Genomic DNA, 26,138 nt, shown 5'->3' on the forward strand with positions numbered 1-26,138 from the left:
CGCCGATCGGAGTCTCGTGCCGACGGGATCCCGATTGCGCCCGATCGCTACCGCCGGTCGTACACGCGAACAGCGCGGTCGTGTCTGACCGAGATTCCGTTCGGGTTCCGCTGGGATGTCCGATCGCCGTAGCGGGCACGAGTTCCGTCTACAAATCCGCGAGCCGCGTTTTGAACCACGTCCGTTCCGTCGGATAGCCACCCCGTTGGTGTCACCTCACCGGAGACGATTCGTCGAGCCCCGCTGAACCCGTCACGGAGTGCACTGCCGACCGTCCGAACGACGACCGTCGGTCGCGGGCCGTAGTTCTTCGCAAGCCGATAGGAGAGTGCCCGGTAGGTCGTCCCCCAATCGAGTTCGGTCATCGTCCCACCGTCGGCTCCGAGTTCGGTACGGACGGCCATCTGGTGTCGCCAGTTCGTATCGAATCCGAGTCCGGCGACCCGGTGGGCGCAGTCTCGATCGCCGCCGGTTTCGAGGTATTCGTCGAAGCCGTCGAGTGCGTCGAGAACGGTTCGATCGAAGGCGACGTTGTCCCCGTTGATGAGCGTAATCGAGCGGCCGGCGATGGTTTTGGTGTGGGGTTGTGCGGGGCCGTCGATTGCGGCGGGGTGGCTGGGTTCGCTGGGTGTGCTGGGCGTGCTAGGGGAACTCGATGGAGTAGCTGTGCTGGCCGCGCCGGCTGCGGTGGTTGTGTCCGCGTCCGTCTCGTCGGGTGGCTGTATCGGGTCCCCTGCTGTAACCGCGGGGCCGGTTATCACATCCGTTCCATCCGCGCGTGCCTGCTCGATGGCCTGGAACCAGGTCGGTTCGACGGCGTAGCTGCCGTCGAGGAAGGCGATTACGTCGCCGGTTGCAACGCTGAAGCCGACGTTTCGGGAGACGTTTGCGTTCCGCTCGGAGATTTCGACGAGAACATCGACATCGGGCCGGTCGCGGACGACGCCAGTCGTGCCGTCGGAAGAGGGGCCGTTGACGACGATCACTTCGGTCGTCGCTGGCGTGTGCTCGGCGAGTGCATCGAGACAGGAGAGCAACTGCTCTCGGTCGTTGAGCGTCGAGACGACTACCGAGAGCTCCATACTATGTGGTAGAACACCCGGGGAGTAAAAAGACGATGGGATTACTGCCAGCTATCGTCGTCCACTACCGAAGCCGCGTATTCCAGTACGATACCGACGCTGCGTGATCCGTGATCGGATGTCCGCCAAGGGCCTCGTCGATTGACCGGATCGGTGAGGCGAGGCCGTTCGGAATTGCCCGGTAGAGACCGTACGGAAGGAGGAAATCGTCTTCGACATCGACCAGTGTTAGATTCGTCTTTGCGAGTAGCGTACTTACCTCGCCCTTCGAATACAGTCGCGAGCCCATCGGCAGCGCCCAGTTGTAGATACTCCGCGAGCTAAAGCGGTTGAACGTATCGAAGACGACCTGTTCGCTCGCCACCCGCCGCATCTCCCGCAAGAACGCCTCCGGATCGTCCGCCAGATGGAAAAAGCGCATCGCGATGACGGTATCGAAGTGGTCGTCCGGAAACGGTAGCCGCCCCGCATCGCCGCGGAGGAACTCGAGTGTCCCTGCGAGTTCAGTGCGCTGTGCTTTCGCTCGCCCTTGGTGCAACATCGCTGCCGAGATGTCGAGTCCGACGACGTCCGCGCCCTGCTCGGCCAGCATAACCGTAAATCGCCCGGTACCACAGGCGATTTCGAGGATTGTACGGTCCTCGACGGGCATGATCGCCTCGAGGACTGCTTGCTTTTCCCGTCGGTCGATCAACTGTCCTCCCTTGGAAAAGCGCTTGTCGTCGTACTCCTCGGCGACGTCGTCAGCCTGGTACCACTCCTGTCCTTTCACACTGGGCGAAACTACTGTAGTCGTGGGATAAAACGATACTGGACTCGTTCGGAAAATCCGACGGGTCTAGCTAGTCGAGCGAGTAAAAGCGTACTCACTGTCCGTCTTGCCGAGCCGTTGTCTCCGGACGGATCTGTCACTGCCACTGTTCAACGTGCGTACCACTTCCATGTATTAATACCACATTTGAACCCCTTATACAAACTTCATTGTTCCTATCTACATATAGGGAAGCTTTACCAGCACTGATTCCGCTCAGAATTGTATGAGCACGAGTACCGCAGAGGATGGCACTGCCGCAGCCGAGGAGGTCCTATCGGAGGACGAATACCGGGACCGTCTCCGCGACCTCCCTCCGAGCGCGAAATTGGTTGCAAAAGTCCTCGAAACCGATTCGCCGCTCTCGCAGGGACAACTCGCCGACGAATCGCTACTTCCAGACCGTACCGTTCGGTACGCCCTCAATCGTCTTGAGGACGTCGGCCTCGTGGGGTCGCGCTACAGCTTCCGCGACGCCCGCAAGCAGGTTTACTACCTCAAGAACTGAGGAACTGAAGTCGGCTCCGTTTTGAACCCGCTTCGATACGCACATGCGACTCGACCGTGAGACGTTCCTATGGACGTGACTCCCTGTTCCGTTCCCGTCCAGACGCGGGCTCCGACCGGCGAAACCACCGCCTATCTCATCGGCGACGACGCCGCGGTCCTCGTCGATCCGGCTGCACAAACGTCCCCATTGGACGAACTCGTTGCCGATCGCTCCGTCGAGCACATCCTGGTCACTCACACCCACCCGGACCACGTCGGTGCTGTCGAAACCTACGCCGACGCGACCGGTGCGACGGTCTGGGCCAGACGCGGCCGCACCACCCGATTTCGGGAGGCGACGGGTTGCACGCCCGACCGCGAGTTCACTCCCGGAACCGACCTCTCGCTCGGCGACGGTGACGAGGCGTTCGTCCGTATTCTTGACGCACCGGGACACGCACCGGATCACGTCGCATTCGAGGTCGGAGACGGTGGCCCGGTCGTCTGCGGTGACTGCGCCGTCCGCGAAGGCAGCGTCGTGGTCGGGGCACCGGAGGGTGACATGCGCGCGTACGTAACTACGTTGCGTCGACTCTGGGCGATGGATCCGCCGGTACTGTATCCCGGTCACGGCCCGGTTATCGACGCGCCGCGGGAGACCCTCGAGCGTCTCCTCGCCCACCGCGCCCGGCGCGAACAGCGGGTCCTGACCGCCGTCGAGGACGGTGCCGAGACGCTCGATGCGATCCTCGCGGCGGCCTACGAGAAGGACCTGACCGGGGTTCGCGATCTCGCGCGGGCGACGGTCCGCGCACACCTCGAAAAACTCGCCGTGGAGGGCCGACTCTCGTGGAACGGCGCGGTCGCTCGCGCCCGCCGGAGCGACTGACTTTTCCGCCTCGCCGCGTAGCTGTAGGTGTGCCCTCGCTCGAAACTGAACTCGACCGCGCCCGCGAACTCTCCGTCGACGACTTGGCCGACGCCATCGAGTCGATCGGCTTCGAGTGCACCCGCTGTGGGGCCTGCTGTACGAGCCACGGCGAGGACGAGCACACGGCGACGGTCTTTCCCGACGAAGTTCGCGAATTACAGGCCGCCGCCGCGGCGGGCGATGGCGCTGATGCCACCGGTTCCGACACCGCCGAACCGGACACAACTGCCGAAGCGCGCGACTGGCGCGACATCGCCCGGCCGATGCCCTACGGCCTCACCGAGGGCGAGGACGGACCGGAGGGCGAAACCTTCGAATGGGCGCTCCAGACCGGCGGCTGCGGCGACTGCGTCTTTTACGCGGAAGACGACGACGGCGTCGGAGCCTGCACCGCCCACGACGACCGTCCGCTGATCTGTCAGACCTACCCCTTCAGCGTCGCCCTCGACGGCACCAGCCAGCCAATGGGCGAGGCCGTCGACGAAGCCGGCGTCGTCCGCGCCCACGAGTGCGAGGGCCTCGGTCGCGACATCTCCCGCGCGGACGCCGAAGCACTCGCCGCCGCCCTCAAAGAACGCGCCGTTCGCGAACTCGAGGAAGCGATCGACGTTCGCGACGCGTACGCGCCCGTCGATACCGAGTCGGGCGAGGTTGTCGTTCACGATTCTGAAGGGGCGAAACGGCCGGATGGAACGCAACTCTCCGACTAAGTGACCGTGTGAGTCCAGACAGGCGGCCAGTCAGTCTCAGGGCCGCAAAATCGACAGAAAATTCATATACGTCTGTGACGGTTTTGCTATGGACATCGAGTGGCATGACATTCGACACGTCACGAAAGTCGATCCAGCCAAACCGTTACCGGACAATCCCGGCGTCATCGCGGACACCGATCTCGTGATCGTCGGCGGGTCCGACGACGTGACCGAGGCCAACACCCTCGAGACGATTCGAGCGATCGACGACATCGCCCCCGACCTCCCCGTCCTTCAGGAACCCTACAGCGCCACGCAGGTCTCGACCGACACCATAGACGCCGCCACAGCCATTGCCGTCCCCGCCGTCTACAACGGCGACCGGACCAACTTCGTCGGCAAACACCTCGACCTCTTCACCGAGGTCGCGCGCAAACCCGACGAACTCACCGGCAGTACCGTCCCCCTCGTCGGCGATCTGGTCACGTCCAAAGGCGTCGACGCCGTCGCCGAACTCGCGACGAACCTGATCGCCGAAGGATACGTCATCCAGCATCTCGATTCGGCGGCAGCAACCGTCTCGGGCGTCGAAACCGCGTACACGCCCGCCCAAGTCGCGGGTGCGGCGCTCGCGACGGAGACGTTCTACGACTTTCCGATCTTCTACGTCGAGTACTCGGGTACCTACGGCGGGCCGGAAGACGTTGCAGCAGCCGCGCGATACCTCGACGAAACGGTCCTGCTCTACGGCGGCGGCATCGACACGCGCGAGAAAGCCACCACGATTCTTGAAGCCGGCGCGGATGCGATCGTCGTTGGCGACTGTTTTCACGACGATCCGGGTACTTACCGCGAGACGATCCCGCCCCAATCGTGAGCGTTACGTGAAGAGAATTGCCGAACTCGCCAGTGGCTCCTCGGTCGTCGGTTTCGGACCGGACAGCGCGTCACTCTCCGGTAACGGTGACGTTAGAACGTGTCTTCGATAATCTCGCCGACTGCGAAGTTCGACTTGACCTCGGTGACCTCGATCTTGACGCGTTCACCGACATCCGCGCCGGGAACGATGATAACGTAGCCGCGTTCGACGCGGGCAATCCCGTCACCCTGCTTGCCGATATCTTCGATTTCGACGTAGCGCGTTTCACCGACATCGACCGGTGGCTGTGGTTCCGACGTGGCGGTTTGTGGCTGTGGCTGCGGTTGTGCCGCCGCCGATGCCTCGACCTCACCCTCCTCGCCCTCGCGAGAGATGAGCGCCACACGGTAGACCTCCTCCGGATCGATGTCGCCGGTCTCGACTTCCTGACGTGGTACCTCGATGACGTATCGGTCCTCCTCTGCCGAAACCTCCGTACTGAACAGACACAGGAGTTTTTCAGATATTTCCACAGGTAGACCCTCAATTCCACCTCTGACGCTCATCCGTATTAGAACTACCGACCACGACCGAGAATTTTTCTCCACACGCCCGGTTTCTGTCGCCCCATCTCGCTTTCCACTCGCGCACTCTCCTCAATCCGCACACTCTCCTCAATCCGCGTGCTCGAACGGGCGCGTCGTCACGAACTCGTCGAGTTCGATCGTCGTCTCGAGGCCGGCGTCCGTGACGGACTCGTAGGGGCGGTTGACGACGATGTCGCCTGCAGTCCGATCGCCGACGCCGGGAATCGCGGTGAGTTCGTCCATCGAAGCGCCGTTGAGATCGAGCGGGTACGGAACACCGGTCACGGAGCGATAGCCGTGGTCGACGACGGCGATATCGATCGTCCGTCCGAGTTCGCGTTCGCCGGGGATACCGACGAGCAGCGGATAGGTGCCGAGCTGGCGGCCGAAGGTCTTCCCGTCTTGGTGATACTCGAGGTGGACGTCCGAGAGGACGGTTCCCGGTGGGACGACCCGTTCGAGCATCGGGTTGTCGATTTCCTCGCGAACCTGCTGTTTGTAGCGCTTGAAGAGCTTCTTGTGCTCGTTCGCGATTTCGGCACCCGTCTCGGACATGTCGGTGCCGTCGAAGGACATGACCTGTCGGATGTTCACGCGCCGAAGCATGTAGCCCTCGTCGTAGACGCGCTGGAGGAACTCGCGGTTGTGCCGGTAGGTTTCCTCGCGTTCGCCCTTGAGTCCGTGGAGGAGGTTGATTCCGGGGAGGAGTTTGGGTAGTCGTCGCGGGCGAGCGTCGCCGGTCGTTGCATCGGCGGTCGGATCGTTCGGTCCGTTCGGCCGCCAGCCCGCTTCTTCGTTGACGATGCGAACGGCTTCGAAGCACTCCTCGGCGGTGACGTTCAGGTTATTCTCCTCCTGGACGACGGGGTCGGCGGATTCTAGCCCGAACGCAGCCGTATCACCGGGCGTGTTGTGCTCTGCGATAATCCGAATCCCCTCGCGGCTCTTCTCCGGCCAGTTGACGATCGTGATGGGATTCATGTTGTCCAGATGGAGCGTCTCGAGACCCGGTGCGACCTCCCGGATGCCGCTGTAGAGTTGGCGGAGCGCATCTGGGTTTGGTGCCTCGCCGTCGCCACCGTAGGCGAGGATATCCGCCTGCCGGCCGATCCGGAAGTGTTTCACGCCGTAGTCCGCGAGCGCGTCGACCTCGCCGACGACCGTCGGCGGCGGGCGGAACGAGGGATTTCCGTACAGCGGTTCGGTACAGAACGAGCACCGATAGGCACAGCCGCGCGAGGTCTCGAGTTCGGCGATGAGGTACTCGGGGTGGTTTGGGTGTTGCTCGACGATGAAGGCCCCCTCCTGTGCCCATCGCGAGACCTCGTCGATGTCCCGCATTCGATTGTTGAAGCCCTCGAGGCCGCTTTCGACGAGGTCGTAGACGGCGGCCTCGACGTCGCCCTTGGCGACGAAATCGAAGTCTAAGTCCTGTCGTTCGGTTTCGGTCGCGCCGGCGTTCTCGTCGCCGACGCCGAACTTGACCGGGCCGCCCATCAGGCTCGTGCCGCTCGCCGTCCACGCGAGTTTGCGTACCTCGTCGGGTTCGGCGGGCGTGCCGCCGACGTACTTGCCGGGGACGGTCATCCCGCCCAGGTAGATCATGAGATCGGCGTCGTCGACAGCGCGCCATCGATCGGGGTCGTCTCGCAGACCGTCGATCGTGTGATACGTAATTTTCTCGCGCGGGACGCCCGCATCAACGAGCGCGCCCGCCGTATACCGGGGATACGTCGAGATGTACGGCGGCACTCCGAAATGTGCGGGTTCGTCGACGTACCCGTCGACGATCGTCACCGAGAGCGCGTCCGTCTCCGTCCCGGAGTCGGGACCGGAGCCGGAGCCGGAGCCAGTCATATCGACCGATAGCGTCTCGACCGACAAAACGGTGACTAACACGAGACAAGACGGTGATCGACGCCAACCACCGCAACCGCCGCGTTGATGGTCCTGGTCCCGGTACTGTCGATCATGCCACCGACCGAAGAAATCGTCTGCACTGACGACGACTGCTTCCTCGACCTGTTCGAGAATCACTACACCTACGACGTTCCCGACGAGTTCGATATCTCCGAACTCTCGTGTCCCGTCTGCGGCGGGACCGACTGTCTCGAACCGGTCGAACTCTGAGCCACCAGTCTCCGTACAGCCCACCCGTACCTGCGCCAGTGAACTCGATCGACCATCGCGTCAGACGTTATTTTACCCAGTACCAAAATTAATAAGAACGTGGCTATCGTAGTTGCCCCATCGGCTATGTTACGCGCTCTCACCCAGGTCTCCGCCCAGCACAGCGCATCGGCTACCGCCCGCCGTGTCGGTTTCACAAGAGGTGATGCGGAGTGAACAAACCGTCCTTTGGCTCGTCGATCACACACGTGCTCTACCGTCAACTCGGCCGGGCCAGCAGTCGTATTCAGAACCAGCGCTCACTGCCCGTCGACCTCCTCGAAAACGACGACTCCTATCTCGTCGTCTTCGACGCTCCCGGTGCCGAAACAGACGACGTTCAGGTCCGGTACATGGACGGAACCGTCAAGATCAGCGTCGACCGTTTCCGCCCGTTCCGTGACAGCTACGAGATGCGATTTCCCGGCCGTGGAACCAACCTCAGCGGCACGGCCGACCTCCCGGCCGATGCCGTCGTCGACCCCAACGCCGGAACCGCAACCCTCTCGGACACCGGCTCGCTTCGGATCGAGATTCCCAAAGCGAGTACGCTTCAGGAACCGGCTGCAGACGATATCGAACTCGCCGATACTCGTCCGTCCGACGGCACGCCACCCGACGAACTCGACGACGCGCACGACACCACCACTGAAACGACAGCGACAAACACAACTGACGCCACACCTCCGTCGGCAGACGCCAGTAGCAGCACAACCACAACTACAAACGCCGATCCCGATCGCGATCCCAACCCCAACACGACCACCACCGCAACCGACTCACAATCCACCGACATCGACTCCACTCCCTCCAGTGAACTCGCGCTCGAATGAACGGGCTCAATTCCGAGTCGATTGGGATCACTCAGCGGCGTCCACAGTCGCCACTCACATGCAGTCCCCGGTTGGAGGTGTAGCCCCGTTCCAGCCGTCACAATCTGAACTCTGATACGACGGCCCCCCCTGTTCACTTCCGGAATCGCTGAAGAGCCAAGCTGGACTTACAGTAGTGATTGGCGGCCGGCCACGGCGCGAGCGTCACGCCGCTCACTCCGTTCCCGGCCACTGATTTCGCAGGGCAGCGGTTCGGTCCGAAGACCCGGAAGCAGTCGCTGGTTCGGTCCGATTCTGAATCCACCGTAGCTAAAACGGAAAACGACCTTTCTGGTGAGGTGAGTGGCTGAAGAACAGCCAAATCAGTTTCTCCACACTTCGGCTTTTTGCGGATGGGCCCTGACGGGGATTGTCCAGAATCTTCGGGGCCTTCAGCTAGCTGTTAGGCGAGCAGACAAGCGCTAACACGCTTGTTCAGAGATTGCTGTCTTCTGCCTTCGTGAGTGAGACGACATGACAACCGAACTCGAACCGCTTGGCCCGGAGACGGCCAAGCAGATGTACCTCGACGAACGGCAACAGGAACTCGCGGATGCAACCCTGCAATCGCACGATTATCGGCTCAAGCAGTTCGTACAGTGGTGTGAAAACGAGGAGATTGACAACCTAAACGAGTTCTCCGCACGCGATATCCACCGGTTCCGAGTCAAACGACGGAACGAAGACGAACTCGCCACTGCATCGATGAAGGGACAGCTGGCGACCTTGCGTGTCTTCCTTCGGTTCTGTGTGAGTATCGATGCAGTGCAAGCGGGACTCGATGAGAAAATTATCCTGCCGACGACCACAGCTGACGACGCACGCGACAAGTTACTCAGCAAGGATCGCGCGCAGAAGATTCTGGACCATCTCGAGCGATATCGATATGCAAGACTCGAGCACGCGCTGCTCGAAGTACTTTGGCACACTGGGCTTCGCATCGGTGCTGCGACCGGAATCGATGTCGAGGACTACAGACCCGACGATCAATACCTAGCGTTAGTCCACAGACCAGACGAGGGTACCTCTCTCAAGAACGGCTCGAAAAGCGAGCGACTGGTTGCGTTGAACGATCGGGTCAGTCTGGTTCTGGACGACTGGCTCGAGGTCAATCATCCAGGGGTAGTTGATGACCACGGTCGAACCCCGCTATTTGCGACGAAGCGCAGTCGCCTCAGTCGTAATCGCGGACGAACGATCACTTACCAGTATACACGCCCATGTGTATACGAGAACAAGTGTCCGCACGACCGCGATCTCGGCGAGTGCGAAGCACGTCCGACAGAATATGCTCACAAGTGCCCGTCAGCACTGAGCCCGCATCCCGTTCGTCGGGGATCCATCACGCATCATCTCCAGTCAGATACCCCCGAGCGCATAGTGAGTGATCGGATGGACGTTGGGATGGATGTACTGGAGCGACATTACGATCAACGGTCCGCTCGAGAAAAACTCGAACAACGTCGACAGTACCTTCCAGACGGATAGTACTTGCAAGATGACGTAGAGTATCCCAGATCGAAACAGTAACCGGTTGATCGAGATTGTACAGAACGACCTGAATACCTCGCTGCCATAGCCCTCCAGACATGGAGCTGAAGATGCAGACGGTCACCGGTAGCGGATTTTGCTATTAGTGGAGGAAGTCACAGAACGATAGTCGTGGTTGGTTTGAGATGAGTGGTTGGTTAGTTGAGTATGGAAATAATGCCTCAGCCGAGTAGTTACTCTTACCAGAGACCGCTATACAGTAGCCATGTGGACATTCTATGGCTTTCTCAGATAGGGACGCAATCGTATTACCGTCTCAAGGTGGCAAGTGAGACCATCCATGGGAACTCTTACTTACCACTATATGGGGAAGAGGGTGTCATCGAACAGGTCGCACGCCCTCTCCACGAATACCCGACGAGCGGTGAGTACAGGTCAGCGACGCACCACTGGTGCTCGTGATCTATCCACCAGCTGGTAAGCGACCCGTGCGAGATATAGAGGATGGGTTCAGCACGAATGCTCTGTTAAATCCGACCCGATTATTTCTGAATTAGTCATCAAATGAGTAAGACCATAAGATAATATTTTTAAATTCTCCAACATTTCCGAGATACATGATAAACACTAATATACGTCTAGTTTCACTTTCCTGAAGTTAGTGCCGTCGAAAACCATCTCGTAAAACTCAATAGGCGAGGAGTCGCCATCTCTGTTGTTTTCCGAAAGGGTTTTCATTACTTCAAAACGGTCCTCCGGCTTGGTACGTATGCCAAATACAACCCCTTCAAGTTGAGATATATCATATGTGACCTTCCGATGGGAATCTTCTGAACCTAATAGATCGGGTAGCACCATGCGAACCTCTTGTTCATGTTCCCACTGGCCCAGTTTCCTCGTTGACATACTGTGGAAATGGTTCCAAAGATCTTCTCGCCAGGTATCCTGGTCCTCCAAGATTTCGTCCACAATTTCACTGGTCTCTCCATCCGGCGTAGAATGCCATGCTGACGTGAGCTTCGGGAGCGGGAGCGTCCCTAAAAACCGAAAAAAGTCCACTTCGGGCGGTGGAGATTCATAGTCAACGGCGTACAATGATGCTGTAATCTCCCCATATATAGGTTCCGAACCTTGCCATCCGGTCCTTCCTGTAACATTTAGCTCGCCCCACGGCTCATCAGTTTGGCGGTCCGCGCGGAACATCAAAGCAACTCCTCTATGTTCGTCTGCATACGTAGCCCACATCGGAGGACTTGTACATTCCTTTGCGAAACACAGTGTGTGCCAATTTGTGTGAATTAGTGAGTTGCATATTTCTCTAATATACCGGTCGGGAAATGACTCAAACAAGAGATGTTCTTTCTTTTTGTGCAGTTCAAGCTGCTCCACCCCCGTCTGCAACGCTTGCTGTAGGAACGCGTGCGAATTGAGGGGGGCAGCTTGGGATGCTACTGACTCTAACCATTGTTCCTCAACCTCATCAGCCATAGCGACAGAAAGATCATCCAAAATCTCCATAACGGTTTCAGAGTCTGTTGAATTCGTGACCTGGGGCCAACTTTCCGGGATCATCCCTGACGTCCGCAATGTCTCCAATACAGACCCGAGTGCCGAACGGTGGATAACCGACAAGACCAGTTGCAGACTTTTCCTCTTTAGCGGCTTTGGCAGGGAAGATAGACTCGAAGGAATTCTTCCAAATCCTCTCTTATCGAAAAAGGACTGACAGACAGAATCGAAGTGGTGGCGATAATGATCGGTAGGGAGGTCACCACGGGTGAGCTTGGGGTCGATGGCATATTCATTAAGAGTTTCGTCGTCGTCAGATAACGCGCAGATTATGGCTACCTGATGTAGATTTAACAGATAATGCCGGAGCAGATTCTCCCACAGGACTTCATCCCCTTCCCAAAATACGTCTTGATATCCCTCAAGCGGGTCGTTAAAGTATCGCGGTGAAGCAAGAACCAGCTCCTGCTTCTCAAGCTCGCTGTATTCGTGGATCAAATTGTCCATGGAGCGAAATCGGTAGATAATGGTCATATGAACCCATCTTCCTATGGTGTCTAACGCTTTGTGGTGGGACGGCCAGCAATGGAGAGCGATACACCGCAGAAAGTAGACTCCGATGGATGCGGAGACTATGAAAAGGACAAGGATGACCCAGAGTGAAAACTATGCGGGTTTAAGTAACGGTCAATACGGTATTGTTGGCCATGCAAGATATGCGCCCTCCATCTTGCACGGCACGTCCTAACAGAACCCAGAGAGCTGTTTCACTATCTTCGGAAAGAGCTCTACCGCGACATTCCCTCACTCCACTTGATTGTCCACCACATAGCCAACAACCCCCCGAGAGTCACGTTAAGAAGAAAGTTCAGGATGTCTCCGGGTTCGAGCGGCGGAAGGATAGGAATATAAATCATTACAACCCTCTCAATGAAGGTAGGCAGCGTTTCAGGAGACATCGGAGCTACAGCAACGACACCGATGTACACGAGAAACAGTTGAATACTTGTGTTTATGGTTGCTCCCAATGAGTACAGGATAGCCGGCTTGGCTATCAGTGTCCCAATCAGATAGTTGGTTGATCCTTTATGCATTGTTACTCAATCTCCATTGAATTACTGAGCCAATGCTTCTAATTCGAATTTGCTTGCTCCGAGTCATCAGGATATCTTAGGTGAGTAGTAGAGTTAATTAGTTGACTGATCGCAACGATCAACGACCGTGGAATGCCCAATTTCGAAACATCTTTGCAGGTCGCAACGGTCGTTGGAATATTAATGAGTGAATCGCCCAAATGGATAGAACAGCGACTGGAGGAAAATCTCCAGCGCGATCTACGTCAGCGAGACGTTGCTGAGGTAGTATCGGAGAGTGACGAACCGTACCTTTCTCGCACGGTAATTCAACAGCGAGTAGAGGAAGAAATTGGGGAAACTTTCGATAAATCTACCGTCATTGACCGTCTAACTGAACTCGTTGAACAGGGAGTCCTAATGTCTGATGAAGTCTGTGGAGGACAGATTTACTGGATATACGACGATACATCTGACTGGCCGATTCCGCCAGATGTAGATCCGGAACCTGTTTCGGACGAGATGACAGTGCAGGAGTTTTTCAACACTCAACCAGTGATTTTCGCATTTCTAGGTGTCGGTGCTGTTCTCGTATCGAGTCTGTTTATGTGGGTTGGAGGTATGATTTCTTCGAACAATGGCGGTGTTCTTGGACTACAGGCGACGGATGTTCTGACAGCTGGGTTCCTTTTGATTTTTGCAGGTTGGGCCATTATTGGAGGTGCAGTAGTCTGGTGGTTTGCTCGCAAGCCAACCTTCAAGTGAAAATAAGAGCCCCCGATAGAGTTTCGCCAGTGTTGAATATGCGCTCTCTATTCATCACGTCTCTTGAATATATTATTATTGTTATATTCCCCATCGGTCAATACGTACGTGTAGTGAACGGGTAGTTCAGCTCAGGTTAGATGAAAATATCGTGAGTTCCGTGAAATCTCCTGATGTGTGTCGTCTACAACATTAAGCGTGCTGTGAGTTAGGCAAATCTAACGCCGTATGGTGATTCACACGACCTCTGAGTCCACTGGTCGGACGGAGGAAAGTCACTTTTCCGGTGAACACGCCAGTGAACCCCCCTAATCTCCAGTCAAGACCACGGGCGAAAATCTCAATGGCAGCTGGTGACAAGCAGTGACAAGAATGCCTGTCCCCGTTGACAAACTCACGAACGACGAACCCTTCCCAGTCAAACCTGATACGAACGAATACGAAGCGCTTCGCTTCCTCGTCGCCAACCAGGAGTACGGATTCACTCCTCTCGAGGTTTCAGACCAAACCAACATCAGCAAGTCAAGCGCATCGAAAACGATGGCACGTCTCTTCAAAAAGGATCTTGCCAAGCGATCGAACGGGGCGTACTACGTCGAACCCGAGCACGTAAACAAGTTGCAGCAGCGACTGGAATCCCTCGACGCAGCTGTCCAACTCTTCGAGTCTACGCCAGACGACGACGCCTACGCCGAAGAAGGATGGGAAGAGGACCTACCGAGCATCAATCCAGACGACGAACCGACTACTGTTGAAACCCGAGACTCGACAACCGTCGAAGCAGAAGCCGAGCACCTAATCACGGACCTCGAGGACAACTAGGGAACAGTGAGTGACGATCTATAAGCACGAGCGTGTTGTTTCAGTCCCAGACCTACACGAAACGCGGCTTTTACCCTGTTCGAATTGATCTCACTGGCGAGCCAATCAAAGCACTCGAGCAGACGGATTCAATCTAGCGGAGTTACGTCAGTGATTCAATATAGTCCTCGAGTATTTCGTAGACAGAATCGAACTCGGGGAGATCGGCAACGAGATCAGGGAGCGTATTCTGCCAGCCATCACGAATCTCAGCACGCTTCTCGCTCGGAAGTCCTTCCTCGAGGTTGATTTCCAAGCCGTCGTGTTCACACTTCTTCGTGAAGGCTGGCACGATAACAGAGTCATCAACGTCGGCTTCTGTAATCATCCGATAGAGGTCGTAATAGTCACGCGCTTGTGACCGCTGGTAGAGCGCTCGCAGTTTCTCTGCAAAGATCTCCTCGAGGCTGTACGCAGTCAACATGAACTCTGGCGTATCCTCATATTGGTGCGTGTGCTCCACGGAATCGAACGCTACGTACTCGTCAATCATGACATCCAGACTCGTCGTATTCCTGTGACCAAGAACGGCATTATACTGGATGTCAATGTCGACGTAATGGGTCGGATAGCCCTCATTCCGCAACTCGCGATGTTGGGTGACCTCGAAGTCGATCCCGGATCGCCTTGCTGCGTCGTCTAACGCAATTTCCAGCTCCTCCTCGCTACCCCGATAGTCACCTTCGACACCGAGATCGAGGTCTTCTGAATATCGCCACGTCTCTGGGAAGTAGAGCTTGCTGAGAGCGGTGCCGCCCTTGAACAGCAAATTATCGCCATACGAACTGGTATAGATCGCCCACAGGATCCACGAGTTGACGTAATTCTTCTCCGCGTAACCTAGGCGAACGTCTAGTTCTCTGGCTAACTGTCTTAGTCGTGTATCGGTAATCATGTAAAGTCGTCTGGAAGGAACGCTTCAGACTCCACGTTCAGCCGCAGTTGGTACTTGCTGTCTCGGGTGCCCGTCGCTTCTCGAGTCGGGTCGAGAAGTGGATATCCGGTCGTGAAATTCTCGACGAGATCCCGGTACTCCGGGAGATCGATGTCGAGTTTGTCAGCGAGGTAGACGATGCGTTTCGTTGCAGCACCATTCCCTACTCGCTGGAGGTATTCGACGACGGTTTCCCACGAACAGCGCTTCTCCGTCGCGCTTTGCATCGCTTTGGCGAGTTCGCCGATTCCACCGCAGAACTCGGGATGGTCGGCGCAGTCGACGAGCGTCTTTTCGATGCTAGCGATGTCTACCTCCGTCGATCCGACCGCTGACGGTTGATAGCCAAAGAATTTCTGCTCAGTAACCGACACCGGCCGATACTCAACACCATGGATCTCGCGTGGTTGCACTCGTTCTGTCGTCACAAGGTACACTGTCCGCGATAGTTGCTCCGTCAGACCGTGATGATTCATTGCACTCCAGTAGCCGATGTACATCGGGTCCACGAGTGCTGAGGCAATGACGAACTCATGTTCTGTATATACTGCATTCTCTCCAGCAGAGAGCGGCAGGATCATGTACTTCCCGTGGGCGAGACGCTCCAACCAGCCTTTCTCTTTGAGAGAGTACGCCATGTCCTTCGCTGATTTTCGAGGAATGTCCAGTGTATCCTCGATATCATCGATAGTGATGATCTGTCGTCCCTCGCTTGCAAGTCGCGAGAGAGCTCGGGATTCACGCGTCGACAGACTCTTTCTTTGAGTCTCTGATTCGTTTGTTGGGCCCATAGCCGCTCAGTACACATAGAGTCTAAATCTACTCAGAGATAAAGGTATTTGTTGTGTGTCCTTGTCGTTAAAATCGGCTCCAAAGTCGCTACAAGAACATAAACTCTAAAAATTATAAGAATGATTCTATTTGATGTAGCCAACTGGAGGACTATGCCGTAGAATCCGCCTCATACACTGTGCCTCTTTTAAGACGAAGGTTTCAGTGGGTTTCTTTAGACGCTGTTGGACGGCTTCGTGAGAGATCGACTCAAAGTCGATCTCGTCGAGAGTGACGAGTTCGCCAGCAAAGATGAACTTGCGGACGCAACGATCCAGTCTCACCGGTATCGGCTCAAGTAGTTCGTTCAGTGGTGTGAGCAGGACGGCATCGACAACCTCAACGAGTTCAGCGGTCGGGATATACCGATTCAGCGTCAAACACAGAAACGAAGACTGACTCGCAACTGTCAGCAGGAAGGGTCAACTGCCAACCCTGCGAATGTGATGAGCAAACAATCGACCCTATTTCTAAATCAATAGAATTATCTTAATAGTTTTAATCAATATCCTAGTCCGAATAGAAGGTTTCATAACCAACTTCTAAGACAATATTATTATAATAACCGACGTGGATGTTCTCGAACACGCTCAGTAACTTTCTCTACTTTTTCAAAGTAGACATGATATCGGTTTCGTCGGATTCCTTCTGATGAAATTTCAACTTCTCCTTCACCCAGCCGTTCTCGGATGACTGACCAACTCATTTCTGGATCTGTGTCAGCAGCAGCGGCAATCCATTTAATGCTCCTCCATCGAGGAAATTCTCCTCGAAGAACGTGGTCAATGCGTTCTTCAGGTGTATAGTCAGTTGGATAATTTGGATCAAGTTTATCAGGATCATCGGAGGGAAGCATTGCTTCTTTCGCGCGGTCTAAAGCTTCTTGAAGGGTATCCTTGTCACATTCGTCGGTCATATCTGTGATTATCTACTCACGGTTCTTATCTCACTGAGCTAAACAATAGATATTGGCCCATTGATGAGAGCGAGTGGAACATTTTCAGTTAGTGTTTAACTCCAAGATTGCTTGACTGCGTCCCGTCGATCATTGAGACGATCTTGTTCTGTACGAGGGTCGTAGTGCTTCTTGATTACCTTCACAGAGACGTCAAATCGCTCGCTTGCTCGTTCTCGCCGGAGACCGCCGCTGAGATGGCTGACGATCGACCCTCGACGGATCGCGTGTGGGTAATATGACTCCGGGCATACGTTCGAATCAGGATTACAGCTACCATCGCACGAGCAATCATCCGCATCTTTTGGACTCCAGCGGCAGCTCGTAGCTTCGTACACCCATCGGCGAAGTGTCGACCGAGATGCCCGTCCGTATTCTGTCGCAAATAGCGGCTCTCGGCCGTACTCGTCAGTAACGTCAGGCCGTTCTGTCTCGATATACAATTGAATTGCGCTTATGACCTCGTCTTTTATCACGATGTTTCGCTCACCATCACCAGCTGTGTTCGAGTTTTTGTTTCCATTCTTTAGCCTCGTTCCTGTTTCCGGTCTGTGACGGAAGCGGAGTTCTTTTTTCTCGGGATCAAAATCAGGTACATCAAGAGAATGTACGCCACCAATACGTGGTCCACCATTCCAGAGAAGCTCTGTGAGAGCATGCATACCAGAACCTCGTCGATGTCGCCGGAGTCGATTAAGGAGGCCTGTTGCTTCAGATTTCGGAATTGCCTCATCACGAGCTCTTGGAGTCAGACCGAGTTCCTCCTTATCTAGGATCCTGAAAATTGATTCGTCGCATAGTTTTCGTTGGCTGAGCCACCGAAGCCATGTGCGTGTGTTCTTCGTATACGTAAGAATCGTTGCGTCGGAGTCATATTCCGACTGTAAGTAGTCGACGTACGCATCAACCAACGGTGAAGAGATTTCCACTGGGCTCGTAATGTCGTTATCTTCTGCGAATTCAACGAATCGAGGAATCGTTCGCTTGTACTGAGCCCGCGTTGACGGGCTTCGATTTTGCCTGCGCAAGAGAAATCGCTTGTAGAGATCGAAGAGAGTGGCTCGAGCAAATCTATTTCGAGTGGCATTCTCTTGGGACGTATCGTTCACATCCATTTGCTTCAGCACTTTTTCGATGGTCTCAGGATCATCGATCTCCGACAGCAGACGGACAATATTCTCGTTCATTGTCCCTCCAGGAGCTGCAAAATTGAATACTGCCAGATTTCACTGGGCACGACGCAACTAGTTTGGTGTCGTGTGAGAGGTGATGCTACACCAGGATATTCTTCTGCGCTCTCAGTGGCTTGTTTCACTTCCCGTCGAAGCGTCGATTCACTCGCCCTCCCATGGGAAGTCGTCAATAGTGGGCTATCAGAGATTTCTGTAGGCTCTTTCCGTTCATAGGCTATGAACTCTTCAAGAGCTTCAGAAGTTTCTGGAGAAATATTTGTAACTCTCTGTGTTACGAGACCAGCCTTGCTTACAAGGTGCGTTTCTGGAATCGAGATTACGACTGTATTGTTATCCGAGTTGATGTCCTCAAGCTCGAGATCTCGTACACACCCTGGTTGGCTACATGTGTCAAGTATGAGTTCTACATATACGTGAACTCGAGTACCAAACTGACGCTCACGGAGGTAGGTTACCAACGATGAAATCCGATCGGATATATTCTGGATGTCAGCACCTGTAGAGATGCCGTGAATGCGTTTATCGATCTCACTGTCCCCTATTACATCTGATGATCTCATCCTCGAGAGCAATCTTGCTTTGAGAATGGTGGGATCTTCTTGGTGAATGAATGACTGGAGATTTATTAAGGAGTTTATGTATCCACAGATCGTAGTAATATCCTGAGTAGTGTTCTTTGTCAAGTCTTCAATAAATCGGCATAGCTGATGGCCTTCCAACCAAACTTCAGAGAAACTGGATTCTGGAACCCATTCTCCGAGTTTAATAACTGCAGTTTGATGAGACCAAAAAGTAGAGTCAGGAACACTGCTTGACAATTCACTCAGATATGATTCAGCTGCACTGTCGAGAGACTCAAAAGAGTCACTCGTTCCCTCAACCTGCTCAAAGCAGGTCATAGTACCACCCCCGAAATTATTCCACTGAGAGAGAATCCCTTGCTGAAATTATGCCATTTCAGAGAGTTCTCTAATGAGTGGTCACTCAGTGACCACCTCAGTTCCAAGAACGCAGTTTTATAGAAGTGTAGTGGTCACTCAGTGGGTACTGCCAAAGTATATCTTGAAAGTCAGATGTACAACAGTGTATAGACTTGCTATCTGATAGGAAATTGAGAAAGGTCTATAAATAACTGGGAGAGAGTTAGTTGTCTTCGTTGTTTCGCTCCCCGTGCAGTAACTCTCTTATTAATTCTTTGTACTCTGTTTCGTCACTAGAATAATACTTCTCAGTAGTTTCTGTAGATTTATGGTTTAGAGCGTCACGTCGGACTTCAGGCGAGAGTCCTGCTTCCTCCATTAGATGACTGAAAGTGTGACGAAGTGCATGAACTGTTACTTTTTTCCATTCTCGTACATCTGCATCAGTACCGAGTGCATCTTTTTGCCGCTTAGACATCGACGACTCTCCAAGAGTCTCCTGAATTCCTGCGTTCCGAGCTGCTTCTTTCACAATTGCCAATAGACGACTATCGGAGAGATGTCCGCCCTGTTCGGAGGGGAATACGTAATCGTGATCCTCTGAATACAGATACGTTGGCCGATATACAGTCAACCAATGTTTGAACTCTACTGACAACTCATCACTAATTGGGAGAGAATACCTATCACTCCCCTTTGTATCTGACAGGTCAATTGTCCTGTTTTCAAAATCAATGTCTCCAACTCTAATTTTTCGGAGGTCGATATTACGTGGACCCAGTTCTGCTCCAACTGTGACCATCAATCGATCTCGAAAAGTATCAAGTTCGTCATACAGATCTTCTAACTCGTCTTTGTTTAGGGGCTCTCGCTTGATCGCCGGAGTCGTGCGAAATCGTCCGATATTAATATTCTCAAGGTGAAGATAATCAATTTGAGCCTCTTTTTCTGTTTCCAACCGAATCCATTTGTACAGCCCTTTAATTACCGTTAGATCTAGTCTAAGTGTACTCTCTCTCTTACCATGTCGAGCTCTCTTTTTTAAGTAAGACCGTACATTCTGAGATTTCGCTGTGAGAACTTCTACCGAACCCTCATCCAAATGCTCGATATACCCTCTCAAATACGACTGATAGTTTTTTGCAGTGTTTTCAGAGATTGTTGCCCCACACTCAGAATATAGATATTCAGTTGCTAGTTTTGATCCTGTCTTTAGCTCTAACTCATCTTCGATTTCACTGTTTCTCTCACTCATTGTTTGACACCCCAGACGTATTAATTTCGTATTCAATGTGCCTCGGAGACCCAGTTTTATTGACTAAACCTCGATCACACAAGGTTTGGAGTGTACTCTCAAGTTCTACCAGTGGTCCATCAACCTGCGATATGATCTGATTGAGTGAGATCGATCCTTGGCTGGGAATGAGTTCATATATCTGGTGCTGTCTCCCTGAATCCTTGCTCTGGTGCTGGTGATTTTGCCTGAGATCCTCACCAGTTGGTTTTTCTTCTAAATTCTCTTTCAGTGATCTCTGGAGATCACCTATTTTTTCCTCCAAATCTTGTACTGCCACTACTAACTGTTCGACCTCAAATTCATTCTCTCCTTCAAGTGATCTTGCATGATCCTCTATGGCCGCTCGTAGACACGCACTTCGATTCCCGGCGTATCTCTCGGTTGCCATTTGATCAAGCAGTTGAATATGTCGTTCTAGAATCGTCACACTTGGCCGGACAACATCGGAGGAGGAATTCTCTGTCTGGTCCCCGGAAGAAACACCAACCGTTGGTGAAAAATCCCGGGTCAACACAGACCACCCACTTTTAGCGGTGTTTTGCAGGGATATTCGGTGACTCTTTGTGCAGGGGTCTGGCGTTCTGAACGGTTACTTCTACCTAGCCCATAGGGCTTATCTCTGTACAACTGAAAATGCTTATCGGGGTTTACGATTTTCATGGTCGTAGACTCCGCCTTCGGGGCGTTATGGCGCCCCGGCCTCTCCCAGCAAGTGGACCACACCTGTGGCTATTGGTAAGGGAGTTGGGCGGTCGGAGCATGGTCGCACAGAGTTTCCTCTGCGCTACATCCTACTATTGCTCGCCCATGAACTAATAACCTGTCAATTTGTGGAGTTTCAAATCCTATGTTCTTGTTACTGGAGGATGTTTTCAACAAGAATTGTCCAAAAACAGCTAAAAAGTAATATTCAAAATATCTCACCTAAATATCAGTCATTAGGAGATGGCAAATTGGGGATTGGGACACCCTTACAATGTTTCACGGCACATCAAATTCTAAACTTGCATCAAAGAATTTGGGTGTTCAGAATATTCTGTATTAGGTGCCTAGTCCTACCTCGGTGGCACGAATCTATCCCGAATCGTCGAAAAACGATCTTCAGTCAGATGGGTATACTTGCGCGTCGTTTCTGCGCTCGCATGATTAGCCACTAGTTGTCTATATGATAGATCTACGCCTGAATCCGCGAGAAGAGTGACAAATGAATGGCGGAGCGTGTGGGGCGTCACTCGATGCCATTGTCGGATATCACTTTCTAGCATTAATCCGTTATTCCGCTGAATCTGTGATTCACCGACTATCTCTTGCAATCCAGCCTGCTCAGCTGCGTCACGAACTATCTGATTAAAACTACTGTTTGTTTCTAATTTCAGACCAGACAGACTCGGAAACACATATGGACTCTCATCTGACCTTGCATAGCCGGTTCGGTGATGTTGGAGCCAGAACTCCAATTCATACGCTAATTCGTCGCTTATTGGGACATCGTAGGGTTTCGATCCTTTGGGATCAGATACATGGATTTGTAAACAGTCGAAATCTAGATCCGTGATTTTGAGTTCCCGTAAATCTGAGTTCCGAAGCCCAGTCTCAACTGCAACCACTGCCATGAGCCGATTTCGATAGGAATCGAAAGCATCGAACAACCGGCGTAACTCTTCCCGAGAGAGCGCTTCTCGCTTGATTGGCTCTGGAGTCTGGTAACCGCTTACATCTATATTTTCTACCCGTAATGGTTCTAATTGTAGATCGTATTCCGTTCGGAGTCGAATGTACTTGTACAGTTCACTAATCGTCGTTACTTTCCCCTCAATCGTCGATCGACGATTTCCGAGTCGGACGCACTCCTCGACGAACTCTAGCACGTCTGTGAACGTCGCCTCGAGGACAGAGGTATTACCGTCGTGAAGAAATGTAACGTATCCTCTGAGATGGGATTCGTACGTCTTCGTGGAACTGGATGCCAGCTTTAGACCCGCTGCGTGCTGCAGATACTCTTTCGCGTATTTGTCCGGTACTCGAAGGCAGCTAATATCGATATCTTGCGTCATTGTAATCCTCCCTGATTCTTCGAGGAATTGATCTGGCCAGCATGTCCGTATCGTCGTTTTCCATCAGTTGTCTCAACCACGAATCCCAGGTCAACCAGCCGCGCTAGGTTTTTCTGAAGCTGCGGTGGATTCAGTTCGCTCTGCTCGAGGAGATCCTCTAATCGTAATGGTGACCCAGAACTGTCCAGAGCGTCAAGTATGACCTGCATCTCGTCTGCCAACCCGACGCCCCACATAGCAGAGCGTGGCTCTGGTTCCGTCTCTTCATCAGCCATTTCCACGACGACATCATCAAGGTCTGCTTGGAGATCCCGCATCCCTTGTTGGAGTAGATCCAACTGTCGTGCAACCTGGCGCGCAGCAAACTGGCCATCTCCCTCGAGAGTTTCCCGATGACTTTCGATCGCTGCGCGCAGACACAGGCTCACATTCCCCTGATAGTGACGTGCAGCCATTTCTTGTAATGTTTGGTCAAGTCTCTCCGTGATTGTGAACTTCCGACGGACAAACGTCGGATCTGCTTCGTTCATACCCACTCACCGAGTACAGTACTCAGGAAGTCTGTAGTTGAGAGGCTGTTAACTGCGATCATAGCGCTGTTCCTTCGATTACAGTGCTTGGAACTAACCGATATATTCGTGTCCAGACCTCCCAGACACGTTCTGCTGTTCCGCTGCTCACGACCTGTTGTTTCGTGTCGTCCGTTACACGCGGTCGACGTCGCTCCTCTTCAGCAAGTCCATAGTCAGCGAGTGACTGCCCAAACTGTGTCTGTAGTTGTGACTCGATATTAACGTGTGTGAATCCACGAAAAGACGGCATCTTGATCTCCGATGTTACAAATTCCGCTCGAAGACGCTGCATTACCTCTTGGTCCAGTGTGACAAGCAGCGTGTCTTGATAGCGATATGCTCTCAGTTCGTTATGGAGTTCGGTGAGAAGATCATCTTGGGAGTGGACATGTCCTCCAGCCAAACTCAATGCCGCTGTTTCGACTAACTTCTCTGGATTCCCGACGCCAATCTCCCAGTACTCAATCTCTCCAGTAGAACTCTGCGAACCTTCTGGCTGGCCTGATTGTTCAGTCCCGCCAGCGATGAGGAACAGCCAACTCTCCCGAAGATCATCGAGATGTAGCCAACTATTCCGCGACATGGTGACCTTCTCCTATTTTCTGAGTGTCGATGGAGTCTCCTCTTAACGTAGCTGGTACACCATCGTCGCAGCAAGACGGGCAGAGAGGCGGTTCCGAGACGTTCCCAGTCCAGTCAGGTGAATCGTGTGGATAGGTTCCATCGCAACGCTCACATCGCCAATCGTGTACCCCAAATTTGTCCGCTAATTCTGGATACCGTTCTGAAAGGGTTGGTGTGAGTTTTGTATCCTTATTACCCTCTAAATACCTTCTAACCACCCTCTCCGGGTACTCATGGAGAGGGAGCAATCCAGTAGCATCTACGTCCTCGTAACTTGCACTACCTCGTCCGCATCGCTCACTATAAGAGCAAGAGCTACATTCCCAACTGTACTCCGGGGCTGCTGGTGGTAGGTCTTCGTTGAGACGGTACGTCGCGTGTGTCTCCGCCCAATTTAGAACCGTGTTGCGCCAGAACCAGGGATCGAATTCAATGTGGAACGTTTTAGCGTTGAGCGTTTTTCGGCTTCCGTACAGGATAACGGCCTCCGACACTGTCCGATCGTATTTCTCGGACAATCCTTTCATGTACGCATGCGCTTGAGCCCGATGGTGCTTGTTAGGTGACTGGACGTTTGCTACCGATTGCTTAGTCTTGATTTCCGTGAGAAGCAACGGTTCGCCATCTGCATCTACGATTACTGGGTCCGTTTCTCCCTTGATCTGAATCTCACCGGTATCGGCCTGAACAGTAAAGTCCACCCATAACGAGTTCGCGACGTACTCTTGGTCGTTGACAACAGCCTTCTTGAGAAAGTCCACCACTAGATCTTCCTCAAATCGTGACCCGAACCAAAAGATCCCTGTTGGATTCGGTTTTTCTGCTGGCGCGTTGTGTTGACGATATGCGATTTTCCGGTGACACTGCAACAACTGACTCGGACTATGTCTTTGGGGTGACGGAACCGACGGTGGTCCATTGAAATACGGCTTTCCGTTTTCGATATTCTTCCGGAACTTTCGCTCCCGATACCAGTCTTGAAACTGCTTTCCAGAGATTTCGTTGACCAGATGGATCTCGGACGTCCCTGCCCTATTCGTATCACTATCTACTTCTCCCATATTGCCCCTCTCGACTGCTGATTTGGTTGCGAATCATACAAGTGAGTTGGACAACGAGAAGCCACTTGATCAACCGCCAGTTGTGGTTATAGAACGCCAGTAGTTCGGATATTTTGAATAGATCCGAGGAGACATCACTTACGGAAGGTCTTCAATCAATTCTGTCGAGTCAATCGATAGAAAACATACTAGAGCGGTGTTACCGATACTCTCTACCTACGCTCTTGTGTAGCACATTGTTGATGGAGCGCCCTCTTGCGATTGTGCGCTGATTGCGATGAACTGAGTCATCGATCAGGAACCTCTCTACACGTGGATCTCAATCAAGCAGACGAGCAACGCAACTGGATCAACAATCTCCTACGGAAGAGCGCTCTACCTATTTTTGCTCCCACAGTGCTACGATTCGCTCCTCAATGCGATCGAGGACGAGGCGGCTCACGTCACGATGGTCATCTGGCCACTGCTCGTTTTTCGCGTCACTGCGACTCGCGACCGGCGGCGGATGGAAGTGATCTCTCGAGTTGTGCGCGTTCGGATGCCGATCCCATCGACACTTCCACGCACTATCTTGCCGTTCCTCTTGATAGTGGACATTGAAATCGTCGTTACGGTACCAGCGGATCTCGAGACGAGCGGATACCTCATTCGGGTAGTACTCGTCGGACAGGTCGACATGGAGGTGTATCTTCCAAGTCGTAATGATTTTTGCCGATTGAAACATACGGCTGCCGAGAAATTGGGATCGAAGTCGCTCTAACACCGATCAGTCGATCGGCGCAAGGCTCCGACCGTCATTCACCGGTACCATGTCAGCTGTGGGACGGGGCCGTTGAACTGGCGGCCTTTCTCCGGGCACGTTCGTGATGACGACGCTCCTCAATAGCAGTGGCCCAATCACTGAGTTCCACGTACACATCGTCAATCCGCTCTGCGTCGAACTCAAGGACATTGACCTCTGCCGGTGAATCGACGCCGTATTCGTCGCGATACTCTTCAATTCGATCGGTCAACTCCGAGACGCGGGCCTGCAACTCGTCGACGGTATTCTTCCGCGCTAACTCGTTCACTCGCCGCCACTCGAAGTAGTCGTCGTTGCGCTCGTACCTGACTGGTCGCCCTTCATGCCGAATAACGATGCCCAGGTCAGCGTAGAAGGATAAGTGGGTCCGTGCTGACTCCGCCGAACAGTCTGCTTGCTCGGCGATCTCAGCGGCCGTCATCGGCTCTCGAGCGTGCAATATCGTTCCGTATACGCGCTGCTTCGTGTCCTCATCCCCGAACGGTCTGTCGAATGGAGGTGGCCCTTCGCGGCGTGTGTTGTCTGTCATACTTCCACCAACGGGAGAAGACCATATATTCCTTTCTTCACTCAAAATATGTTGTTTAATTCCCTGCTTATCACGCAAATCTACGTCTGCCGTTCCAAGGAACTCATAGGCCAAGAGAGGGTTTTACGAAGACACTTTAGATTTATCACTCCCCCCCTCGAGGTTCCGAAGTGGC

The 26,138-nt window shown here is 53.6% G+C and carries 27 protein-coding genes and 1 pseudogene; 10 read left to right on the forward strand and 18 right to left on the reverse strand.

Going from position 1 to position 26,138, the window contains the following annotated elements; all coding sequences use genetic code 11:
• Window positions 1-47 precede the first annotated feature (47 nt).
• A complete protein-coding gene (locus tag SM755_RS13940) occupies window positions 48-1,082 on the reverse strand; it encodes a glycosyltransferase family 2 protein (RefSeq protein ID WP_323173181.1) in 1,035 nt (344 codons plus the stop codon).
• 64 nt (window positions 1,083-1,146) lie between these two features.
• On the reverse strand, window positions 1,147-1,854 hold the full coding sequence (locus SM755_RS13945) for a methyltransferase domain-containing protein (protein WP_323173182.1): 708 nt from the start codon (window positions 1,852-1,854) through the stop codon (window positions 1,147-1,149).
• Window positions 1,855-2,119: 265 nt separating this feature from the next.
• Here SM755_RS13945 and SM755_RS13950 point away from each other — a divergent pair, with 265 nt between their 5' ends.
• The 4 genes from SM755_RS13950 (at window position 2,120) to SM755_RS13965 (ending at window position 4,882) form a co-directional block, all read left to right on the forward strand.
• On the forward strand, window positions 2,120-2,401 hold the full coding sequence (locus tag SM755_RS13950; protein ID WP_323173183.1) for a helix-turn-helix domain-containing protein: 282 nt from the start codon (window positions 2,120-2,122) through the stop codon (window positions 2,399-2,401).
• A gap of 69 nt (window positions 2,402-2,470) precedes the next feature.
• The gene (locus SM755_RS13955) at window positions 2,471-3,271 is read left to right on the forward strand and encodes an MBL fold metallo-hydrolase (protein WP_323173184.1); all 801 of its coding nucleotides are present in this window, start codon (window positions 2,471-2,473) and stop codon (window positions 3,269-3,271) included.
• 29 nt (window positions 3,272-3,300) lie between these two features.
• A complete protein-coding gene (locus SM755_RS13960) occupies window positions 3,301-4,023 on the forward strand; it encodes a YkgJ family cysteine cluster protein (RefSeq protein ID WP_323173185.1) in 723 nt (240 codons plus the stop codon).
• Between the two features lie 88 nt (window positions 4,024-4,111).
• Complete coding sequence (locus SM755_RS13965; protein ID WP_323173186.1) at window positions 4,112-4,882, forward strand: heptaprenylglyceryl phosphate synthase; 771 nt, start codon at window positions 4,112-4,114, stop codon at window positions 4,880-4,882.
• Between the two features lie 92 nt (window positions 4,883-4,974).
• Here SM755_RS13965 and SM755_RS13970 read toward each other — a convergent pair whose 3' ends face one another.
• Window positions 4,975-5,397 (reverse strand): TRAM domain-containing protein, encoded by a 423-nt coding sequence (locus SM755_RS13970; RefSeq protein WP_006110373.1) that lies wholly within the window; start codon window positions 5,395-5,397, stop codon window positions 4,975-4,977.
• Window positions 5,398-5,538: 141 nt separating this feature from the next.
• Window positions 5,539-7,308, reverse strand: coding sequence for a radical SAM protein (locus tag SM755_RS13975; RefSeq protein WP_323173187.1), 1,770 nt, complete (start codon window positions 7,306-7,308; stop codon window positions 5,539-5,541).
• A 114-nt stretch (window positions 7,309-7,422) separates the two neighbouring features.
• Here SM755_RS13975 and SM755_RS13980 point away from each other — a divergent pair, with 114 nt between their 5' ends.
• The 3 genes from SM755_RS13980 (at window position 7,423) to SM755_RS13990 (ending at window position 9,980) form a co-directional block, all read left to right on the forward strand.
• Entirely contained in the window at window positions 7,423-7,581 is a 159-nt protein-coding gene (locus SM755_RS13980) for a hypothetical protein (RefSeq protein ID WP_323173188.1), read from the forward strand.
• Between the two features lie 212 nt (window positions 7,582-7,793).
• Window positions 7,794-8,453, forward strand: a complete 660-nt coding sequence (locus tag SM755_RS13985) for an Hsp20/alpha crystallin family protein (protein WP_323173189.1) — start codon at window positions 7,794-7,796, stop codon at window positions 8,451-8,453.
• A 513-nt stretch (window positions 8,454-8,966) separates the two neighbouring features.
• The gene (locus tag SM755_RS13990) at window positions 8,967-9,980 is read left to right on the forward strand and encodes a tyrosine-type recombinase/integrase (RefSeq protein WP_323173190.1); all 1,014 of its coding nucleotides are present in this window, start codon (window positions 8,967-8,969) and stop codon (window positions 9,978-9,980) included.
• Between the two features lie 630 nt (window positions 9,981-10,610).
• Here SM755_RS13990 and SM755_RS13995 read toward each other — a convergent pair.
• Window positions 10,611-12,026 (reverse strand): hypothetical protein, encoded by a 1,416-nt coding sequence (locus tag SM755_RS13995; RefSeq protein WP_323173191.1) that lies wholly within the window; start codon window positions 12,024-12,026, stop codon window positions 10,611-10,613.
• A 254-nt stretch (window positions 12,027-12,280) separates the two neighbouring features.
• Window positions 12,281-12,586, reverse strand: coding sequence for a hypothetical protein (locus tag SM755_RS14000; RefSeq protein ID WP_323173192.1), 306 nt, complete (start codon window positions 12,584-12,586; stop codon window positions 12,281-12,283).
• 183 nt (window positions 12,587-12,769) lie between these two features.
• Between SM755_RS14000 and SM755_RS14005 the strand changes: the two genes are divergently transcribed.
• Both SM755_RS14005 and SM755_RS14010 read left to right on the forward strand, forming a co-directional pair.
• Complete coding sequence (locus tag SM755_RS14005; protein WP_323173193.1) at window positions 12,770-13,330, forward strand: hypothetical protein; 561 nt, start codon at window positions 12,770-12,772, stop codon at window positions 13,328-13,330.
• A 372-nt stretch (window positions 13,331-13,702) separates the two neighbouring features.
• On the forward strand, window positions 13,703-14,152 hold the full coding sequence (locus SM755_RS14010) for a helix-turn-helix domain-containing protein (RefSeq protein WP_323173194.1): 450 nt from the start codon (window positions 13,703-13,705) through the stop codon (window positions 14,150-14,152).
• 142 nt (window positions 14,153-14,294) lie between these two features.
• On the opposite strand, the gene SM755_RS14015 is transcribed toward SM755_RS14010, so the two are convergent.
• Together SM755_RS14015 and SM755_RS14020 are read right to left on the reverse strand one after the other, a co-directional pair.
• Window positions 14,295-15,086, reverse strand: coding sequence for a nucleotidyl transferase AbiEii/AbiGii toxin family protein (locus SM755_RS14015; protein ID WP_323173195.1), 792 nt, complete (start codon window positions 15,084-15,086; stop codon window positions 14,295-14,297).
• On the reverse strand, window positions 15,083-15,916 hold the full coding sequence (locus tag SM755_RS14020; RefSeq protein WP_323173196.1) for a type IV toxin-antitoxin system AbiEi family antitoxin domain-containing protein: 834 nt from the start codon (window positions 15,914-15,916) through the stop codon (window positions 15,083-15,085). Before SM755_RS14020 ends, SM755_RS14015 begins: the two co-directional genes overlap by 4 nt.
• A 312-nt stretch (window positions 15,917-16,228) precedes the next feature.
• On the opposite strand from SM755_RS14020, the pseudogene SM755_RS24395 reads away from it, so the two are divergent.
• Window positions 16,229-16,352, forward strand: a pseudogene (locus SM755_RS24395) (site-specific integrase); the annotation flags it as partial.
• A gap of 160 nt (window positions 16,353-16,512) precedes the next feature.
• Here SM755_RS24395 and SM755_RS14030 read toward each other — a convergent pair.
• The 10 genes from SM755_RS14030 to SM755_RS14065 all read right to left on the reverse strand — a co-directional run bounded on the left by SM755_RS14030 (window position 16,513) and on the right by SM755_RS14065 (window position 25,963).
• Complete coding sequence (locus tag SM755_RS14030) at window positions 16,513-16,872, reverse strand: hypothetical protein (protein ID WP_323173197.1); 360 nt, start codon at window positions 16,870-16,872, stop codon at window positions 16,513-16,515.
• Window positions 16,873-16,967: 95 nt separating this feature from the next.
• Complete coding sequence (locus tag SM755_RS24400) at window positions 16,968-18,098, reverse strand: tyrosine-type recombinase/integrase (protein WP_369335245.1); 1,131 nt, start codon at window positions 18,096-18,098, stop codon at window positions 16,968-16,970.
• Complete coding sequence (locus tag SM755_RS14035; RefSeq protein WP_323173198.1) at window positions 18,095-19,003, reverse strand: hypothetical protein; 909 nt, start codon at window positions 19,001-19,003, stop codon at window positions 18,095-18,097. The genes SM755_RS24400 and SM755_RS14035 overlap by 4 nt, the downstream gene beginning before the upstream one ends.
• A gap of 244 nt (window positions 19,004-19,247) precedes the next feature.
• Window positions 19,248-20,279, reverse strand: coding sequence for a tyrosine-type recombinase/integrase (locus tag SM755_RS14040; RefSeq protein ID WP_323173199.1), 1,032 nt, complete (start codon window positions 20,277-20,279; stop codon window positions 19,248-19,250).
• The gene (locus SM755_RS14045) at window positions 20,272-20,832 is read right to left on the reverse strand and encodes a hypothetical protein (protein WP_323173200.1); all 561 of its coding nucleotides are present in this window, start codon (window positions 20,830-20,832) and stop codon (window positions 20,272-20,274) included. Before SM755_RS14045 ends, SM755_RS14040 begins: the two co-directional genes overlap by 8 nt.
• Before the next feature lie 544 nt (window positions 20,833-21,376).
• Window positions 21,377-22,375, reverse strand: a complete 999-nt coding sequence (locus tag SM755_RS24410; RefSeq protein ID WP_369335246.1) for a tyrosine-type recombinase/integrase — start codon at window positions 22,373-22,375, stop codon at window positions 21,377-21,379.
• On the reverse strand, window positions 22,372-22,905 hold the full coding sequence (locus SM755_RS14050) for a helix-turn-helix domain-containing protein (RefSeq protein ID WP_323173201.1): 534 nt from the start codon (window positions 22,903-22,905) through the stop codon (window positions 22,372-22,374). Before SM755_RS14050 ends, SM755_RS24410 begins: the two co-directional genes overlap by 4 nt.
• Before the next feature lie 611 nt (window positions 22,906-23,516).
• On the reverse strand, window positions 23,517-24,632 hold the full coding sequence (locus tag SM755_RS14055; protein ID WP_323173202.1) for a PD-(D/E)XK nuclease family protein: 1,116 nt from the start codon (window positions 24,630-24,632) through the stop codon (window positions 23,517-23,519).
• A 379-nt stretch (window positions 24,633-25,011) separates the two neighbouring features.
• A complete protein-coding gene (locus tag SM755_RS24420) occupies window positions 25,012-25,356 on the reverse strand; it encodes a hypothetical protein (RefSeq protein WP_369335247.1) in 345 nt (114 codons plus the stop codon).
• 88 nt (window positions 25,357-25,444) lie between these two features.
• Window positions 25,445-25,963 carry a transcriptional regulator gene (locus tag SM755_RS14065; RefSeq protein WP_323173204.1) on the reverse strand — a complete coding sequence of 173 codons (519 nt, stop codon included), beginning with the start codon at window positions 25,961-25,963 and terminating at the stop codon, window positions 25,445-25,447.
• Window positions 25,964-26,138: the final 175 nt, after the last annotated feature.

Source organism: Natrialba sp. PRR66, from assembly GCF_034808065.1.
Lineage (GTDB): Archaea > Halobacteriota > Halobacteria > Halobacteriales > Natrialbaceae > Natrialba > Natrialba aegyptia.

What these genes read in the sequence shown, in the direction of transcription:
- SM755_RS14050 (WP_323173201.1), bottom strand. Translation starts at nt 22,905, where the DNA reads ATGAACGAAGCAGATCCGACGTTTGTCCGTCGGAAGTTCACAATCACG.
- SM755_RS24420 (WP_369335247.1), bottom strand. Translation starts at nt 25,356, where the DNA reads ATGTTTCAATCGGCAAAAATCATTACGACTTGGAAGATACACCTCCAT.
- SM755_RS14010 (WP_323173194.1), top strand. Translation starts at nt 13,703, where the DNA reads ATGCCTGTCCCCGTTGACAAACTCACGAACGACGAACCCTTCCCAGTC.
- SM755_RS13955 (WP_323173184.1), top strand. Translation starts at nt 2,471, where the DNA reads ATGGACGTGACTCCCTGTTCCGTTCCCGTCCAGACGCGGGCTCCGACC.
- SM755_RS14030 (WP_323173197.1), bottom strand. Translation starts at nt 16,872, where the DNA reads ATGACCGACGAATGTGACAAGGATACCCTTCAAGAAGCTTTAGACCGC.
- SM755_RS14000 (WP_323173192.1), bottom strand. Translation starts at nt 12,586, where the DNA reads ATGCATAAAGGATCAACCAACTATCTGATTGGGACACTGATAGCCAAG.
- SM755_RS14015 (WP_323173195.1), bottom strand. Translation starts at nt 15,086, where the DNA reads ATGATTACCGATACACGACTAAGACAGTTAGCCAGAGAACTAGACGTT.
- SM755_RS14005 (WP_323173193.1), top strand. Translation starts at nt 12,770, where the DNA reads ATGAGTGAATCGCCCAAATGGATAGAACAGCGACTGGAGGAAAATCTC.
- SM755_RS13990 (WP_323173190.1), top strand. Translation starts at nt 8,967, where the DNA reads ATGACAACCGAACTCGAACCGCTTGGCCCGGAGACGGCCAAGCAGATG.
- SM755_RS14040 (WP_323173199.1), bottom strand. Translation starts at nt 20,279, where the DNA reads ATGAGTGAGAGAAACAGTGAAATCGAAGATGAGTTAGAGCTAAAGACA.
- SM755_RS13995 (WP_323173191.1), bottom strand. Translation starts at nt 12,026, where the DNA reads ATGACCATTATCTACCGATTTCGCTCCATGGACAATTTGATCCACGAA.
- SM755_RS13940 (WP_323173181.1), bottom strand. Translation starts at nt 1,082, where the DNA reads ATGGAGCTCTCGGTAGTCGTCTCGACGCTCAACGACCGAGAGCAGTTG.
- SM755_RS13965 (WP_323173186.1), top strand. Translation starts at nt 4,112, where the DNA reads ATGGACATCGAGTGGCATGACATTCGACACGTCACGAAAGTCGATCCA.
- SM755_RS14020 (WP_323173196.1), bottom strand. Translation starts at nt 15,916, where the DNA reads ATGGGCCCAACAAACGAATCAGAGACTCAAAGAAAGAGTCTGTCGACG.
- SM755_RS13975 (WP_323173187.1), bottom strand. Translation starts at nt 7,308, where the DNA reads ATGACTGGCTCCGGCTCCGGCTCCGGTCCCGACTCCGGGACGGAGACG.
- SM755_RS14035 (WP_323173198.1), bottom strand. Translation starts at nt 19,003, where the DNA reads ATGACCTGCTTTGAGCAGGTTGAGGGAACGAGTGACTCTTTTGAGTCT.
- SM755_RS14065 (WP_323173204.1), bottom strand. Translation starts at nt 25,963, where the DNA reads ATGACAGACAACACACGCCGCGAAGGGCCACCTCCATTCGACAGACCG.
- SM755_RS24410 (WP_369335246.1), bottom strand. Translation starts at nt 22,375, where the DNA reads ATGACGCAAGATATCGATATTAGCTGCCTTCGAGTACCGGACAAATAC.
- SM755_RS14055 (WP_323173202.1), bottom strand. Translation starts at nt 24,632, where the DNA reads ATGGGAGAAGTAGATAGTGATACGAATAGGGCAGGGACGTCCGAGATC.
- SM755_RS13980 (WP_323173188.1), top strand. Translation starts at nt 7,423, where the DNA reads ATGCCACCGACCGAAGAAATCGTCTGCACTGACGACGACTGCTTCCTC.
- SM755_RS24400 (WP_369335245.1), bottom strand. Translation starts at nt 18,098, where the DNA reads ATGAACGAGAATATTGTCCGTCTGCTGTCGGAGATCGATGATCCTGAG.
- SM755_RS13950 (WP_323173183.1), top strand. Translation starts at nt 2,120, where the DNA reads ATGAGCACGAGTACCGCAGAGGATGGCACTGCCGCAGCCGAGGAGGTC.